15 protein-coding genes are annotated in these 15,037 nt (G+C 64.1%); 7 read left to right on the forward strand and 8 right to left on the reverse strand.

The window, feature by feature from the left end; all coding sequences use genetic code 11:
- Positions 1–14: 14 nt before the first annotated feature.
- From ENE74_RS08155 to ENE74_RS08165, 3 genes are all read left to right on the forward strand, one after another.
- Positions 15–881 carry an S-methyl-5'-thioadenosine phosphorylase gene (locus tag ENE74_RS08155; protein WP_127690355.1) on the forward strand — a complete coding sequence of 289 codons (867 nt, stop codon included), beginning with the start codon at positions 15–17 and terminating at the stop codon, positions 879–881.
- A gap of 154 nt (positions 882–1,035) precedes the next feature.
- On the forward strand, positions 1,036–2,589 hold the full coding sequence (locus tag ENE74_RS08160) for a catalase (protein WP_127690356.1): 1,554 nt from the start codon (positions 1,036–1,038) through the stop codon (positions 2,587–2,589).
- 64 nt (positions 2,590–2,653) lie between these two features.
- Positions 2,654–3,208 carry an ankyrin repeat domain-containing protein gene (locus ENE74_RS08165; RefSeq protein WP_420902571.1) on the forward strand — a complete coding sequence of 185 codons (555 nt, stop codon included), beginning with the start codon at positions 2,654–2,656 and terminating at the stop codon, positions 3,206–3,208.
- Between the two features lie 47 nt (positions 3,209–3,255).
- Here ENE74_RS08165 and ENE74_RS08170 read toward each other — a convergent pair whose 3' ends face one another.
- The 7 genes from ENE74_RS08170 to ENE74_RS08200 form a co-directional block, all read right to left on the reverse strand.
- Positions 3,256–4,251, reverse strand: coding sequence for a type II secretion system F family protein (locus ENE74_RS08170; protein ID WP_206517666.1), 996 nt, complete (start codon positions 4,249–4,251; stop codon positions 3,256–3,258).
- Positions 4,252–4,270: 19 nt separating this feature from the next.
- On the reverse strand, positions 4,271–5,266 hold the full coding sequence (locus ENE74_RS08175) for a type II secretion system F family protein (RefSeq protein ID WP_127690357.1): 996 nt from the start codon (positions 5,264–5,266) through the stop codon (positions 4,271–4,273).
- A gap of 62 nt (positions 5,267–5,328) precedes the next feature.
- Positions 5,329–6,615, reverse strand: coding sequence for a CpaE/TadZ family protein (locus tag ENE74_RS08180; protein WP_127690358.1), 1,287 nt, complete (start codon positions 6,613–6,615; stop codon positions 5,329–5,331).
- A 2-nt stretch (positions 6,616–6,617) separates the two neighbouring features.
- Positions 6,618–7,301 carry a CpaD family pilus assembly protein gene (locus tag ENE74_RS08185; RefSeq protein WP_127690359.1) on the reverse strand — a complete coding sequence of 228 codons (684 nt, stop codon included), beginning with the start codon at positions 7,299–7,301 and terminating at the stop codon, positions 6,618–6,620.
- A 17-nt stretch (positions 7,302–7,318) separates the two neighbouring features.
- Positions 7,319–8,854 (reverse strand): type II and III secretion system protein family protein, encoded by a 1,536-nt coding sequence (locus ENE74_RS08190; protein ID WP_127690360.1) that lies wholly within the window; start codon positions 8,852–8,854, stop codon positions 7,319–7,321.
- A 1-nt stretch (position 8,855) separates the two neighbouring features.
- Positions 8,856–9,833 carry a Flp pilus assembly protein CpaB gene (gene cpaB / locus ENE74_RS08195; protein WP_127690361.1) on the reverse strand — a complete coding sequence of 326 codons (978 nt, stop codon included), beginning with the start codon at positions 9,831–9,833 and terminating at the stop codon, positions 8,856–8,858.
- Between the two features lie 51 nt (positions 9,834–9,884).
- Positions 9,885–10,358 (reverse strand): A24 family peptidase, encoded by a 474-nt coding sequence (locus ENE74_RS08200; RefSeq protein WP_127690634.1) that lies wholly within the window; start codon positions 10,356–10,358, stop codon positions 9,885–9,887.
- A 49-nt stretch (positions 10,359–10,407) separates the two neighbouring features.
- Here ENE74_RS08200 and ENE74_RS08205 point away from each other — a divergent pair, with 49 nt between their 5' ends.
- The 3 genes from ENE74_RS08205 to ENE74_RS08215 are packed head-to-tail and all read left to right on the forward strand — an operon-like array spanning position 10,408 to position 12,706.
- Positions 10,408–11,352, forward strand: a complete 945-nt coding sequence (locus ENE74_RS08205; protein ID WP_127690362.1) for an alpha/beta fold hydrolase — start codon at positions 10,408–10,410, stop codon at positions 11,350–11,352.
- Positions 11,349–12,497 (forward strand): NAD(P)/FAD-dependent oxidoreductase, encoded by a 1,149-nt coding sequence (locus tag ENE74_RS08210; RefSeq protein ID WP_127690363.1) that lies wholly within the window; start codon positions 11,349–11,351, stop codon positions 12,495–12,497. The genes ENE74_RS08205 and ENE74_RS08210 overlap by 4 nt, the downstream gene beginning before the upstream one ends.
- 38 nt (positions 12,498–12,535) lie before the next feature.
- Positions 12,536–12,706, forward strand: a complete 171-nt coding sequence (locus ENE74_RS08215; protein ID WP_127690364.1) for a YegP family protein — start codon at positions 12,536–12,538, stop codon at positions 12,704–12,706.
- A 21-nt stretch (positions 12,707–12,727) separates the two neighbouring features.
- Here ENE74_RS08215 and pobA read toward each other — a convergent pair whose 3' ends face one another.
- Positions 12,728–13,912: a 4-hydroxybenzoate 3-monooxygenase gene (gene pobA, locus ENE74_RS08220; protein ID WP_206517667.1), complete on the reverse strand. Its 1,185-nt coding sequence runs from the start codon at positions 13,910–13,912 to the stop codon at positions 12,728–12,730.
- A gap of 112 nt (positions 13,913–14,024) precedes the next feature.
- Between pobA and ENE74_RS08225 the strand changes: the two genes are divergently transcribed.
- A complete protein-coding gene (locus tag ENE74_RS08225; protein ID WP_127690366.1) occupies positions 14,025–14,984 on the forward strand; it encodes a helix-turn-helix domain-containing protein in 960 nt (319 codons plus the stop codon).
- The last annotated feature ends 53 nt before the right edge of the window (positions 14,985–15,037 follow it).

A 15,037-nucleotide genomic window follows, 5' to 3' on the forward strand; every position in this document is an offset into this window, starting at 1 on the left:
AGAGGGCGGGGCGGATGAGCGAATGGACGATCGGGATCATCGGCGGCTCTGGCCTGTATCGGATCGACGGGCTGGAGGACGCGCATTGGGTTGCCGTGACAACCCCCTGGGGGCCGCCGTCGGATGATCTGCTGGTGGGGCATATCGCCGGGGTGCGCTGCGTCTTTCTGCCGCGCCATGGCCGGGGCCATCATCTTGGCCCCAGCGATCTCAATTTCCGGGCGAACGTCGATGCGATGAAGCAACTGGGGGTAACCGATCTCTTGTCGGTCTCGGCTATCGGTTCCCTGCGGGAAGACCTGCCGCCGGGGTATTTCGTGGTCGTCGACCAGTTCGTCGATCGTACCTTCGCCCGCACGAAAAGCTTTTTCGGCACCGGGCTGGTCGCGCATGTCTCCATGGCCGATCCTGTCTGCCCGCGGCTGTCGGCCTTTGCCGCCGATGCCGCGCGTGATGCTGGCGCGCCGGTTACGCAGGGCGGCACTTATCTGGCAATGGAAGGCCCGCAGTTTTCCACGCGCGCCGAAAGCCTGCTCTATCGGCAATGGGGGTGCGACGTCATCGGTATGACGGCGATGCCCGAAGCCAAGCTCGCGCGCGAAGCGGAACTGCCTTACGCGCTGGTCGGCATGGTGACGGACTATGACGCATGGCGGCCGGAGGAAGCGGGCGTGGAGGTGACTGACGTGCTCCAGGTGTTGCACGGGAATGCTGCTCTGGCGCGCCAGATGCTGCTGCGTTTCTGCGCCGCGCTGCCCGCCGTGCGCGCACCCTCGCCGATCGACCGATGTCTCGATCATGCGATCATCACCGCGCCCGAGGCGCGCGACCCGGCTATGGTGGACCGACTTGCCACAGTGGCGGGCCGCGTGCTCCGCTGATCGGCCCCACGCCCTCCCGCGCATCTCGCAATCGCGAAAGTCGATCAGTCTGAAAGGAACGTCTCGTTTCCGTTCCATTTATCCCCCGTTCATACCAATCGTGCCGGGCCGCCCCCTGAAAATCCCGGCGGGATAATGGATTAAGGAGGATATCATGACCCGTACCATCTTGGGCGCTTTGCTCGCCACTGCCAGCATCGCGGCCCCGATCAACGCGCAGACCGCGCCGCAGATGACGCGCGACAACGGCGCGCCGATCGGCGAGAATCGCGCCTCGCGCACGGCGGGCGAAAGTGGCGGCGTGTTGCTGGAGGATACGACGCTGATCGAAAAGCTCGCCCGGTTCGACCGGGAACGTATTCCCGAGCGCGTTGTCCACGCTCGCGGCACCGGTGCCAAGGGCGTGTTCGTCGCCAGCAATGACCTGTCGCAGTTCACCAGCGCCGGCCTGTTCACACCGGGCAAGCAGACCCCGGTGTTCGTCCGCTTCTCCACCGTGATCCATCCGAACGGATCGCCCGAAACATTGCGTGATCCACGCGGCTTTGCGACAAAGTTCTATACCGATCAGGGCAACTGGGATCTGGTCGGCAACAATCTCGCGGTGTTCTTCATTCGCGACGCGATCCAGTTTCCCGATATGGTGCACAGTCTGAAGCCCTCGCCGGTCACCAACCGGCAGGACCCTAATCGCTTCTTCGACTTTTTCAGCCACACACCCGAATCGGTGCATATGCTGACGCAGCTCTACTCCGATCTCGGCACACCGAAGTCCTATCGCGAAATGGACGGCAACGGCGTGCACGCCTTCCGCCTGGTCAATGCCAAGGGTGACGTGGTGTTCGCGAAGTTCAACTGGAAGTCGAAGCAGGGCGTGAAGACCTTCACGGCGGCCGAAGCGGGCGCACAGCCTTTCAACGTCCACACCGACGATCTTTATGCGAACATCAAGGCCGGAAACCATCCGAGCTGGGACCTCTATGTGCGTATCCTGAAGCCGCAGGACATCGCGAAGCTGGACTATAATCCCTTCGACGCGACGAAAGACTGGTACGGCATGGAAGAGATCAAGGTCGGCACCATGACCTTGAATGAAGTGCCCGAAAACTTCTTCGCCTTTACTGAGCAGTCGGCTTTCGCACCGTCCAATCTGGTTCCGGGTATCGAGGCATCGCCCGACCGGCTGCTTCAGGGCCGGTTGTTCAGCTATGCGGATACCCACCGGCATCGCCTGGGCGCCAATGTGCAGACGCTGCCGGTCAACGCGCCACGCGTCAGCGTCGTCAACAATAACCAGGACGGTCCGCTCACCGCGACACCCAAGGACGGTGACGTGAATTATTTCCCGTCGCGTTCCGCGCCCAAGGCGACCGAAACCGCCTATCGTCAGCCCGCTTATGAACTCGACGGCCTCGCACAGGCCAAGCCGATATCGAAAACGAACAACTTCGCGCAGGCCGGCTGGTTCTACAACAACCGGCTGGATGCGAAGGGCCGGGCCAATCTGATCGCCAATATGGCGGGCGATCTGGGGCAGGTGAAAGACCCGAAGATCAAGACGATCATGGTCAGCTATTTCTATCAGGCCGACACGGATTACGGGACGAAGCTGGCCAAGGCCGTCGGCGTACCGATGAGCCAGGTCGAACAGGCCGTGGCCGAATACAAGGCGGAAGAGGCGAAGGCGACGCAGCTCGCCGCACGCTGACCCAAGGCATGCCGGGGCAGGCGGCAACGCACCGCCCCGGCATGCCTGTTTCGAGAACGGATTCATGATGGACAGATATGCTTTGCTCGCTGCGGCGATGGTCATTGCGACGCCCGTACTCGCGCAAAATGCGCCAATCCCGGCGGAACGGCAGCAACAATTGCTGCTGGACGCCGCGAAGCTGGGCCGCGCGGACCTTATTCCGGCATTCAAGGCGCAGGGCACGAACCTTAACGTGCGTGACGGACGTGGGTTCACGCCGCTGATCCTCGCCGCCTATAACGGGCATGCCGAAACGGTCGATGCGCTGCTGGCTGCCGGTGCCGACGCCTGTCTTGCGGATACCGCCCAGGGCAATACCGCGCTGATGGGCGTCGCCTTCAAGGGGCATGACGCGATCGCAAAGCGCCTGCTCGCGGCAGGCTGTGACGTCAATGCGCGCAATGGCGCGGGGCAGACAGCCTTGATGATGGCGGCGCTGTTCGGGCGCACCGCGCAGGTCGATATGTTGCTGGCGGCAGGGGCGGATGCGACGTTGGCCGACGCATCGGGGCGCACCGCCGCAACGGTCGCCAAGGCGCAGGGCAATGACGCGCTCGCGCGGACGCTGGAACGATAGACGCGAACGGAATCCCTGCTGCGCGTGCGCGTCGCTGAATGAGCCGCTTACTCGAACGCGGAGGAGATCGAACAGCCTGCCGGGCCGAGAATGACGACGAACAGCGTCGGCAGGATGAAGAGAATGAGCGGCACCGTCATGATCGCGGGCAGCCGCGCCGCCTTTTCTTCCGCGCGCATCATGCGTTCGTTACGGAACTCGGCCGAAAGCACGCGCAGCGACGAGGCAAGCGGCGTCCCGTATTTTTCCGTCTGGATCATGGTCGTGACCACGCCCTTCACGGCATCCAGCTTCACACGATTGGCCAGATTTTCAAACGCCATCCGCCGTTCGGGGCAGAAACTCAGCTCGATCGCCGTCAACTGGAACTCGTCGCCCAGCTCGGGATAGGCCTTGCCCAGCTCCTTGGCGACGCGGTTGAACGCGGCATCGACCGTCAGGCCGGCTTCGGCGCAGATGACGAGCAGGTCGAGCGCGTCGGGCAGCCCCTTGCGGATTTCCTTCGACCGCTTGGTAATCTTGTTGCTGATGTAGAGATCGGGCGCCTTGTAGGCGAGGATGAGCAGCACCGCAAAGGCACCGAACCGCTTCATCGGCCCCCATTCGGGCATGCCATCGAAGACATAGAGCCACAGACCCGCGCTGATGCCGACGACGATCGGCATGATCATGCGACCGAAGATGACGGCAACGGCCCAGTCTTTCGACCGGATGCCGGCCTGCGCCAGCTGGCCTTGCGCGTCCTTGAGCTGATCTTCCTGAAGGACCTTGAGGCTGGAGAGGAACGACCGCATCTGGTCGGTCGCCTGGTTCTTCTGGACGAGCTTCGCACGGCGCTTGGTGGTCGACGCGGTGATCCCCGCCTTGAGCTGTTCCCGGCGTTCGTTGAGCACCTTGACGCGCTTGGCCATGGGATCGCGCACCGTCATCACGGTGTACAGCGCGAACAGCACGGCCATCGTCGCCAGAGCGGCAAGCAATGTGCCGAAATCCGTGGCGGTCATCCCCAGGATCATGGCGCTGGATGGCGGTGTGGCCTGCATGTCTTTGCGCTTTCCCGGATCAGATTTCGAAGTTGATCATTTGGGCCATGATGAACACGCCAATGCCCATCCAGCACATGCCGCCGATGCCGATCATCTGCATGAGGCTAAGGCCGAGCGGACCCGTCGGGTCCGGCGTGTAGAACGGCGCCATATAGTCGTAGTTGATCCACGAAATCAGCCCGAACACCAGAAACGGCAGCGCGCCGATGATATAGGCCGACGCCTTGGATTCGGATGACATCGCCCTGATCTTCAGTTTCATCTGCGCGCGCTGGCGCAGCACCGTGGCGAGGTTTGCAAGCGTTTCGGCAAGATTGCCGCCGGTCTCGCGCTGGATCGCCAAGGTGATGACGAAGAACTGGAATTCCGGAGTGCCCAGGCGGTCGGCAGTTTCCTGAAGCGCCTGGTCCATCGTCCGGCCGATCTTCATGCGTTCGCTGATGAGCTTGAACTCCTCGCCGACCGGGCCGGGGATTTCGCTGGCGACGATGCCCATCGTCTCGCTGATCGGCAGGCCCGAGCGCAGGCCGCGTACCAGAAGCTCAAGTGCGTCAGGGAAATATTTGGTGAACAGGGCCACGCGCTTCTTGATGAGCTTGCCCACATACCAATGGGGCAGGCCAAGGCCCGCCGCCAGCCCGATGAACAGGATGGTGAGCGGCGCATAGCCTTTCAGCACAAGATAGGCGGCGACGACGAGCGCAATGCCCGCGCTGGCCGTCATATACTGGCCCAGCGTCCATTTCTTGCCGGTCATGCGGATGCGTTTTGCAAGGTTTTCCGGATTGGGGATCAGGGAAACCAGCAGCTTCATGTCTTCGGTGGTGCGATTGGAAATCGCCTTGCGCATCCGGGCTTCGAGGATGGCGTCGGCCGAATCGCTGTGCCGACCGCGGATCAGCGCCAGTCGGCGCGCCCGCGCCTTGTCGGCCGAGGGCCCCAGCAAAAGGACGGCAAAGACGACGACCAGGGCCATGCCCAGCATCGTCATCAGGATCAGTGGGTTATCCATCGTCTGTCCGTCCCATCATGCCCGCATGGCGATCGTTCCGACGCGCCATTCGGTCTGCGCCTTCAGCTTTCGAGCGCCGCTTTCTTGTCTTTCTTGGCGGGCAGCATCGATTTGAAATCGGTGAACTTGCCCATCAGCGAGGCGCCCTTGGGCTTTGCCTTGGTCTTGGATGCGCCATCGGCGTCCTCGATCAGCGCGAGCGTCTCGTCCATCACCTGCATCAGGCCGATGCCCGCCTTGCTGCCCTTGGCCACTTCGGCCAATGTCTTGCCCAGCTTTGCCGCCTGCGCGGCGAGACGGGCATCGAAGGGCACGATCACGTCGACCTTGCGTTCGATAGACTGTTCGAAGTCTTTCCGGCTGATTTCGAGCGCGGCGGGGTGGACGCGATTGCCCACCACGATCACGCGCGCGTTGGGCGCATTGCTTTTCAGCCAGGACAGGATGCGGATCGAATCGCGCGCCGCCGCCAGCGTCAGCTCGGTCACGACGATCACGGCATTGGCATCGGTCACCAGATGCGGATGCGCGATCAGCATGCCGCGCGGCAGATCGACGACGCTGCATGCAAAGGCCGACCGGAACTCGTCTAGCAGCATATGGAATGCGCCACCATCGGTGATGGTTGGCTGGCTGATCGGTGCTTCGGCCGACAGGATCGCCAGCGTGTCGCTGGCGCGCACCATGGCCCGCTCAATGAACAGCCCGTCGATGCGGCTGGGATTTTCGATGGCGTCAGTCAGGCCGCGACCCGGTTCCAGATCCATCGCCAGCGCGCCGGTGCCGAAATGCATGTCGAGATCGAGCAGCGCGGTCGAGCGTTTCGCCTTCTCGCTGAACAGCCAGGCCAGCGATGTGGCAATGCTGGATGCGCCGACGCCGCCGCGCGTGCCGATGACCGCCGCGCACAGATGCTGGCGTTCGCCCGATGCATCAAGGCGCGGTGCCATGAAGACGGCCTGGGCCTGCGCGATACTCTCGCGCAGATGATCGGGGCCGAGGGGCTTCAGGATATAATCCTGGATGCCGCTGGCGACGAGATCACGATACAGGCGCACGTCGTTCACCTGGCCGGAAGCGATCACCACCGTGCCCGGCTCGCACACTTCGGCGAGGCCGTTGATGTCGTTGAGCGGATCGCCGCTTTCTGACAGGTCGACGAATAAAATCTGCGGGCTGGCGCTGATCGACAGCGTCTGCACGGCGTTGCGCAGGCCACCCTTGTTCACCTTTTCCGGCGGCCATCCCATTTCGATGGCGACGCTGCGCACCACGTCGAAACTGTGGTCGTCGCAGACGAAGGCCTGGAAGGGATCACGCGTGCCCGCGCCTTTCCATGGTGCGTTCATGCTCAGTTGCCCCCTGTCGTAGCGGTCATGGTCTTGAGGTCACCCGCGCCGGTCGGCTGCTTCTCGCGATAGGTCTGGATGGCGCGGTTGGACGTGGCCGTGCGCAAGGCGCTCTGGCCTGTCTGGCCCCGCACCAGATCTTCGGGATTGGCGACCATGGCGGCCAGATTGCTGTTGGCACCGCAGCCGAAGTTGCGGGAGGTGGCGGCATTACCGTCGGTTTCCGCCTTGTCCGTCCAGTCGGGGCAGCCCGGCACGCTGGCCGAGGCGCGACGCACGACCAGGCGCACGGCCCCTTCCGGGGCAGCGCCGTTGGCGATCGCGGGATCTTCCTCGATCAGCAGGCCGTGGCGGCCGATGACATTGGCGATCCCGTCGCGCACGCCGGGGCCATAATAGCCGCCGTCCGGCGCGACCGAGATGCGGTCGCCATAGCCGATGCCGATGGATTGCAGCCAGCCTTCGAGGCGATAGGCTTCCGCCGGCGTCAGGTCGCCGTTGCCGCCGACCTGCACGTCATAGTTGAAGCTGGTATAGGCGACGACGGGCTGATGCACGGAGTCCAGGCCGCGATTGGCCGCGCCGATCGTCGCGTTGTTGCAGGCGGCGAGCGGCAGCAGCGCGGCGCAGGCGATGGCAAGGCGCAGGCCGGATGTTTTCAGGCCGGATGTCTTGATGGATGTCATTGTCGCGATCCTTCCCGTCAAAAGCTGAAGCCGGGTGCGGCAGCGCCGTTGCCCGATTTTTTGTCATTGCCTTTGCGCGGCGCGGCGCTGGCGAGCGGTGACGGCGCGGGGGCCGAGGAAGGCGCGCCGGGCGCGACCATCGGGCCGGGCGCGCGTGCACCGCTTATCCCGTCAGAGCTTTTCTGCTCTAACAGCCCCTGCGCTTCAGTCGCGGTTCTGAACCCATCTGTGGGCAGACGGATGTCGGCCGCGTTGACCGGCTTGACCAGATAGGGGGTGACGACGATGACGAGCTCGGTCTCGTTGCGCTGGAAATTGCGCGACTTGAACAGGCTGCCCAGGATCGGGATGTTGCCCAGACCCGGCACCTTGTCGACGTTGTTGGCGGTATCGTTGCTCAGCAGCCCCGCAATCATGAAGGCTTGCCCCGAGCCCAGCTCGACCGTCGTTTCAACCGACCGGCTCCTGAGCGCAGGGACCGAGGAATTGATCGAGAAATCGAGGCTGGAGACCGTCGGGCGAACGCGCAGCGAGATACGGCCATCGGACAGCACCGTCGGCGTGAAGGCAAGCTGCACACCATATTGCTTGAACTCGATGGTGTTGCCCTGAATGCCGTTGCTGATCGCATAGGGATATTCGCCACCGGCCAGGAAGCTGGCGGTTTCACCCGACAGCGACGTCAGATTGGGCTGCGCCAGCGATGTCGCGAGACCAGTCGTCTCCGCAAGATCAAGCGCGCCCGCGATGTCCATGCCGAACAGCTTCGCGAGGAAGCCGATGGACGTGCTGCTGTCGGTTGGCTGCTGGAATGTGAAGCCGCGCGTGATGTTATCGGTGTTGCCAGGAACGAAATCCCCAAAATCGCCGAAGTTACGCGTATTGCGGCCAATGTACCCTGAGAAGCTGCCCGAACCGGTGCCAAGGCCGGTCACGTTGGTGCCCACCTGATGCAGCAGGTTGCGGCTGACCTCGGCGATCTTCACCTGAAGATTGACCTGGATCGGCGTCGCAGTGCGCAGGCGGCTGACGACCGTCACGTCCTTGCCGACGAAGGCCTGCGTCAGCCGTTCGGCTTCGGCGGCGTCCTCGGGGGCCTTGATCGTGCCGGTCAGCAGGATCATGCCGTTCATCGTCGACACCTGAATGGCGGCGTCGGGCATGGCGAGCGTCAGCATCTGGTCCACGCTGGTCAGGTTGTTGCCCACGCGCACCAGCGTCGTGTACAGCGTCTGGCCGGTCTTGCTGATCGCCGAAACCGTGGTTTCGCCGGGTGCCTTCGCCAGAATGTAGATCTGGTTGTTGGAACGGACGAAGACATCCGCGACTTCGGGGTTGGCGACCACCACGTCGGACATCCTCCCCGGCAGGTTGACGACCCGGCTGCCGCCGACCGACAGAGTTACCCCCGCACCGGCGGCGCTAGCTTCGGACGATGCCGCGTTCAGCATCGTCGCGGGCACCATGCCGCCACCCAGCGTCAGACCCAAAGCAAGCAGCGATGCCGCCGCCTTGCGCCCCGTTTTGCGGGCGATTGTCTTTGACAGGATCATCTTACTTCCCCCCGACCGGTTCGACGGTCACATTTGCGCCGCGCGCGATCCGCACGCTCGGTCCCGTCACCACGGGCTTGTCGGTTGCCACCGGCGGCTTGGACGGCACGGTGCGGCGCTGGTAACGCGATACGTCCGCGCCGGTCACATAGGTCGATCGGCTGTCGATTGGCGTCGTGGCGATCTTCGCCAGCATGCGCTTTTCGGCGGCCGGGTCATTGCCATCGGGCAGGTCCGCGCCGCTGGCGATTGCCGCGTCGATGTCGGCCGGTGTGTCGGCCATGGAACGCAGCGCGAGCGAGAGCGAACCCAGCGTCTGCGACACTGCGATCTTCTCGGCCAGCTTCGGCGTCACTTCCAGGGTGACGTTGGAATAAGGTTGCACGATCGGCTTGCCGTCGTCGCCCATCACGTCCGTGCGCTGGTCGGTCGCCAGCACGCGCAGGTTGCGCAGGATTGTTTCGGAAACTTTCAGCGGTTCGCCGTCGCCGCCGCCGACCACCGATTGCGTCAGCATCATGTCGACCCGGTCACCCGGAAAGATGAACCCCGCCACCGATGCGGCGAGCTGAACCGGAACCGTCACCGCGCGCATGCCGGGCGTCAGCGCCGCGGCCAGGAAGCCCCGGTCGCCGGGCATGACGACAGAACCCTGTGTCAGCGGCTGCCCTGCGGTAATCGCATTGCGCACGACGCTGCCGGCCAGCTTGGCGGGATCGGCCTTGCCCTTCAGATAATAGGCCTGTTCGACCAGATCCTTGGGCCACGGCTGAAAGCGGAAGCTTTCGGCATCGAGAATGGTGCCGACGGGCAGGGCCTTGGTCGCGACCAGAACGTGCGGCGTGCTGGCATCGACCTGCATGGCCGATGCTGCCGCCTGCGGCGCACCGCCCGGCGAGAGCATGTTGCGGGCCAGAAGGGCCGTTGCAACCGCTATCACGAGCGCCCCGATCAGCAGCACTATCTTCTTGGCATCCATGACGAAATCCGCCTCCCTCAAGCCGGAACCCTTCGGCCCCAACCCTTCTCTTTACGTAAATTGGTTAAAATATCGTTCGCCAACCAGCCACAGCGCGGCGATCGATATCGCGACGCCGTAGGGCACTTCGGGCGGACCTTCCCGCTTGGCGAGCTTGTGGTGGACGAGGGTGATGACCGTGACGATACCGCCCGCCACCGCCATGATCGACAGCAGCAGGAGCAATGCCTGCCATGGAAACCACAGCGCCAGCGCCGCCAGCATCTTCACGTCGCCGCCGCCCATCATCCCGATCGCGAACAATCCGGCGAACACCGCGAAGACGGTAATGCCGAGGCCAAGCTGGATCGCGGCATCCGGCCACAGCGCGATGTCGCACGCCCACCAGTAAAGCGGCGCGAGCAGCGCGATAGCGAGGTTGAGCCAGTTGGAAATGATCCGCGACCGCAGATCCGTGATGGCGGCCATCACCAGCAGACAGGCGAGCACCGCCAGCAGCACGAACTTGAGATATTCCCCGATCATGGGAAAGAAGGTGTAGACCCGATGCCTTACCAAACCGTAACCATGGTTCATGCAGGCGAATCCCTCTCTTTTCCGCAGCTGGCCGCCGGGCGGCATTCTCGACCGGTGGGTTGCCCCGGATGGCTGGACGCACCGCATGTTCACGCTGGGCGATGGATCGCGCGGGCAGATGCTGATGATCGCCGGGCGCGGCGACATGATCGAGAAATACCTCGAAGCGGTGATGCATTTCGCCACGCGCGGCTGGGCGGTGACGACGTTCGACTGGCGCGGGCAGGGCGGTTCCGGGCGGCTGACGGATGATCCCACGGTCGGCCATGTGCAGGATTTCGGCCAATGGGTTGCGGACCTGGGCGCCTTTGCCGCCGATTGGGAGACGCGCGGTAGCGGCCCCCATGTGATGCTGGGGCACAGCATGGGCGGGTTCCTGCTGCTGCGGGCGATGGCGGAAGGCGTGGTACGTCCCGACGCGGCGGTGCTGACCGCGCCGATGCTGGGTCTCAACGGTGGCATGATCCCGCGCTGGCTCGCGCGGATCATCGTGGCGGTGATGCTGAAGATCGCCGGGCCGACCGGTGCCGCCTGGACGCAGAATGAGGCATCGGCGGCCCGGCTGCGCGCGCGGCAACGGCGGCTGACGCATTCGCTCGAACGGCATGACGACGAGCTGTGGTGGCGGCGCACTGCCCCCGACATCAGCCTTGGCGCGCCGAGCTGGGGCTGGCTGGATCAGGCCTATCGCGCCACCGCGGCGCTGGAGGCGGACACGCGGATCGCGGCGATGGCGGTGCCGACCCTGATCCTTTCGACCGATGCCGACCAGCTCGTATGCCCGCATGCGATCCGGCGCATCGCCGCGCGCTTGCCGGACGTTGCATTTCATGCATATGGCGCGGAGGCGGCGCATGAGATATTGCGCGAGGCCGATCCCGTGCGCCTCGATGCCCTTGCCAGGATCGATGCTTTCTGGGATGCGCGTGCGCCTGCGACATGACGGATTTCGACATCATCATCATTGGCGGCGGCATGGCCGGTGCCAGCCTTGGCGCGGAAGTCGCCCCGCATGCCCGCGTCCTCATTCTGGAAATGGAGGATGTGGCGGGCTATCATGCGACCGGGCGCTCGGTCTCTTTCTGGGAAGAAAGCTATGGTGGGCCGCAGGTGCAGCCGCTGACTTCGGCGTCCGGGCCGCTGCTGACGACACCGGACCCTGATTTCGCCGACACCGGATTTCTGACGCCACGCGGCGCACTGCATATCGGGCGGGCCGAGGATCGGGCCGTGCGCGACGATTTCATCCGTGCCTTTTCCGGCTCGGGCGTCCGCTTCGAGGCACTGGAAGGCATTGATGTCGCCCGTCGCATTCCCGGTCTGCGCAGCGCATGGACGCTGGGATTGGCGGAACCGAGCACGGCGGACATCGATGTCGCCGCATTGCATGCTGCCTATCTGCGCCGGTTCGCGCGGCATGGCGGGACGATGTGGAATGCGGCGCGGCTGATTGCGGCTCGGCACGACACGCAGGGCTGGCATGTGGAGACCACCGCCGGATCCTGTCGTTGCGCCACGCTGGTCGATGCCGCAGGCGCATGGGCGGACGATGTGGCGCGGCTGTGCGGCGTCGCCCCGCTGGGCATCGCACCGTTGCAACGCACGGTCGTGCAGCTCCGCGTCGATGCCAATGTGCCCGCCGACATGCCCGTGGTGATGGACCTGAACGGCAGTTTCTACTTCAAGCCGATCGGCGGCCGCTGCCTCTGGCTGTCGCCGCATGACGAGGAACCCAGCCCCCCCTGCGATGCCGCGCCGGAAGAACTGGCCGTCGCCATCGCCATCGACCGGCTGGAGCAGGTGGTTGACTGGCCTATCGTCGCGGTCGAGCGCAAATGGGCCGGATTGCGCAGCTTTGCGCCGGACCGTCGGCCGGTTTACGGTCGGGACAGCGCGCAACCGCATTTCTTCTGGTTCGCAGGGCAGGGCGGCTTCGGCATACAGACCGCACCGGCCGCCGCCCTGATCGGTGCGGCGCTGCTGCTGGACCATGCGCCGGCCGCCGCCGTGTCAACCATTGACGCCGAAGCGTACAGTCCGCGGCGTTTCCATGCCTTGCCTCTGGTCAGCGCCGCTAACGCAGGTTAATCTGCATACGGTGTTTTGCCTTCAGGAGAGGAACCGTCATGGCGCACAAGTTCGTGATCGAGCAGAACAAGGCAGGCGAATATGTCGCCAAGTTCAAATATAACAGCGAAGTGATGTTCTGGACCGAAGGCTACAGCAGCAAGGCAGGGGCGCAGAACGCAATCGAATCGATCAAGAAAAATGGACCGGACGCACCCGTCGAGGAATAGGGGAGGGCGATATCTGCCGCTTTACAGCGGTAGGCCGACATAATTTTCGGCGATCGCAGTTTGCATCGCCACGCTGTTGGCAATATAGTCCAGCTCCGCGACTTGCATCGCCCGTTCGAAATCGCCGTCGCCGGGCATCCGATGCATCAACTTGGTCAGGTACCAGCTGAACCGTTCCGCCTTCCACACGCGCGCCAGCGCCTTGGCCCCATAGCCTGCCACGGCGTCCCGGTCGCCTTTCGTGAACCAGGCGATCAGCGCGTCGGACAGATAGGCGATGTCGGACGCCGCCAGGTTCAGCCCCTTGGCACCTGTAGGCGGCACGATATGTGCGCTGTCACCCGCCAGAAACAGGCTGCCATGCTGCATGGGCGTGAAGATGTAGGAGCGCAGCGGGGCAATCGATTTTTCGAGGGCCGGGCCGCGCACGATATGCGGGGCGACGGCGGGGCCAAGACGGGTCGCCAGTTCATCCCAAAGCCGCTCGTCCGGCCATGCCTCGATGGACTCGGTCAGCGGTACGTCGATGTAATAGCGGCTGCGCGTGTCCGACCGCATCGAGGCGAGCGCAAAGCCGCGTGCGTGATTGGCATAGATCAGCTCATGATTGCATGGCGGCACGTCGGCGAGAATGCCCAGCCAGCCGAACGGATAGGCAAACTGATACTCGTGGGTGACGGCAGTCGGTATCGCGCGGCGGGACGGGCCATGAAAACCGTCGCAGCCGACAACAAAGCGCGCATCTATGCGCTCCGCCTGACCATTGCGTTCGAAGGTGACGAACGGCGCATCGCTCGCAATGTCATGCACCTGCGTCGTGTCGCCCGCTTCCCAGAGGATCGCAAGATCACGGTCGGGCGCCGCATCGATCAGATCCTTGGTGACTTCGGTCTGGCCGTAGACCGTGACCTGTTTGCCGACGAGCGCCTTGATGTCGATGCGGATCAGCCGTTCCCCGTCGGCCAGGTTAAAGCCATCATGGGGATGCCCCTCCGCCTGCATCCGCGCGTTGATGCCCAGCCGGTCAAGCAGATCGGTCGTCGTTCGCTCCAGCACGCCCGCCCGGATGCGGGCCAGGACGCGCTCGGCGCTCTGCCGCTCGACAATCATGCACGCTATGCCGGCCTGGCGCAGCAGATGCCCGAGCATCAGCCCGGCGGGCCCCGCGCCGACGATCGCGACGTCGGTCTTCCAATGCTGTGTCATGGTCGCCTCTCCCGCAAACGGACGGCAGAATATGACAGGCCAAAACGTCACGGAAGCAACGTAGCGGCCAAAGCGATGGTACTTTGCGGACATATTGATTAAGCTGGGGTCCATGGACACGCCCGGCATTCCGCATTTCCATCTTTACGGCGAAACCGAACGGTTCGATGATCCCGGCTTCGTCCATATGGAGACGATCGAAAGCCGCAGCCGCCTTAACAATTGGGAAATCGCGCCGCATCAGCACGAGGTGCTGGACCAGATGATCGTGTTACGGTCGGGCTCCGTCGTGACCCGGATCGAGGGGCAGATGTTCAACGGGACGGGACCGCTCGTGGTGCATGTACCCGCCGCGACGGTGCACGGCTTTCACTTTTCCGACGATGTGGACGGTGATGTCCTCACCTTTGCCACACGGCTGGGGCACAGCGTTCTGCCTGCCCATGCGCCGCGTGGGCTGCTGCCGGATACAGCCTATCTGCTGCCGCTCGATCCCGGCCAACTGGCGCGGATCACGCCGCCGGTCGATAGCCTGCGGATCGAGACGTCGGGGCATGAACGCGGCAGGATCGCGGCGGCAAGCTGGGTCGTTGCCTTGCTGTTGCTTCAGGTGGGGCGCTGGCAAGCGGAGCGGGGTGCCGCTGCGGATGGGCAGTTACCGGTGGTCGCGGAAGGAGATCGGGACAGCCGTGGCACAGCCCGTGCCCGCGCTTTCCGGCAACTGGTGGACCGCCATTTCGCCGAGCATCGCCCGCTCGGCTTCTATGCCGATGCGCTGGCGCTGACGGAAAAGACGCTCGCACGCCTGTGTATCGCGCGCTTTGGCTGCACGCCGCAACGCTATCTGCACCGGCGCCTGCTGCTGGAGGCGCAGCGGATGCTGGTTTACGGCAATGCGACCGTAGCGGAAATTGCGCAGGATCTCGGCTTTGCGGATCCATCCTATTTCACGCGCTTCTATCGCCGGATGACCGGCGCGCTGCCCAGCGCCAACCGGGCCGGACAGGCGCGGCTGACCCCTTTGCCAATCGCCCGCAATCCTGCGGAAAAGGCGGCGCAGCGGCATGATTGATCTGAAGCATGATTTGCATTTCGGTAACCACTTTCCGCTAGAGCGGGCGGGTA

Source organism: Sphingobium algorifonticola, from assembly GCF_004005485.1.
GTDB classification, from domain to species: Bacteria; Pseudomonadota; Alphaproteobacteria; order Sphingomonadales; family Sphingomonadaceae; genus Sphingobium; species Sphingobium algorifonticola.

Coding starts and splice junctions, on each gene's coding strand:
- cpaB (WP_127690361.1), bottom strand. CDS start 9,833: ATGGATGCCAAGAAGATAGTGCTGCTGATCGGGGCGCTCGTGATAGCG.
- ENE74_RS08200 (WP_127690634.1), bottom strand. CDS start 10,358: ATGATCGGGGAATATCTCAAGTTCGTGCTGCTGGCGGTGCTCGCCTGT.
- ENE74_RS08165 (WP_420902571.1), top strand. CDS start 2,654: ATGATGGACAGATATGCTTTGCTCGCTGCGGCGATGGTCATTGCGACG.
- ENE74_RS08155 (WP_127690355.1), top strand. CDS start 15: ATGAGCGAATGGACGATCGGGATCATCGGCGGCTCTGGCCTGTATCGG.
- ENE74_RS08210 (WP_127690363.1), top strand. CDS start 11,349: ATGACGGATTTCGACATCATCATCATTGGCGGCGGCATGGCCGGTGCC.
- ENE74_RS08160 (WP_127690356.1), top strand. CDS start 1,036: ATGACCCGTACCATCTTGGGCGCTTTGCTCGCCACTGCCAGCATCGCG.
- ENE74_RS08185 (WP_127690359.1), bottom strand. CDS start 7,301: ATGACATCCATCAAGACATCCGGCCTGAAAACATCCGGCCTGCGCCTT.
- ENE74_RS08215 (WP_127690364.1), top strand. CDS start 12,536: ATGGCGCACAAGTTCGTGATCGAGCAGAACAAGGCAGGCGAATATGTC.
- pobA (WP_206517667.1), bottom strand. CDS start 13,912: ATGACACAGCATTGGAAGACCGACGTCGCGATCGTCGGCGCGGGGCCC.
- ENE74_RS08175 (WP_127690357.1), bottom strand. CDS start 5,266: ATGGATAACCCACTGATCCTGATGACGATGCTGGGCATGGCCCTGGTC.
- ENE74_RS08170 (WP_206517666.1), bottom strand. CDS start 4,251: ATGCAGGCCACACCGCCATCCAGCGCCATGATCCTGGGGATGACCGCC.
- ENE74_RS08190 (WP_127690360.1), bottom strand. CDS start 8,854: ATGATCCTGTCAAAGACAATCGCCCGCAAAACGGGGCGCAAGGCGGCG.
- ENE74_RS08180 (WP_127690358.1), bottom strand. CDS start 6,615: ATGAACGCACCATGGAAAGGCGCGGGCACGCGTGATCCCTTCCAGGCC.
- ENE74_RS08205 (WP_127690362.1), top strand. CDS start 10,408: ATGCAGGCGAATCCCTCTCTTTTCCGCAGCTGGCCGCCGGGCGGCATT.
- ENE74_RS08225 (WP_127690366.1), top strand. CDS start 14,025: ATGGACACGCCCGGCATTCCGCATTTCCATCTTTACGGCGAAACCGAA.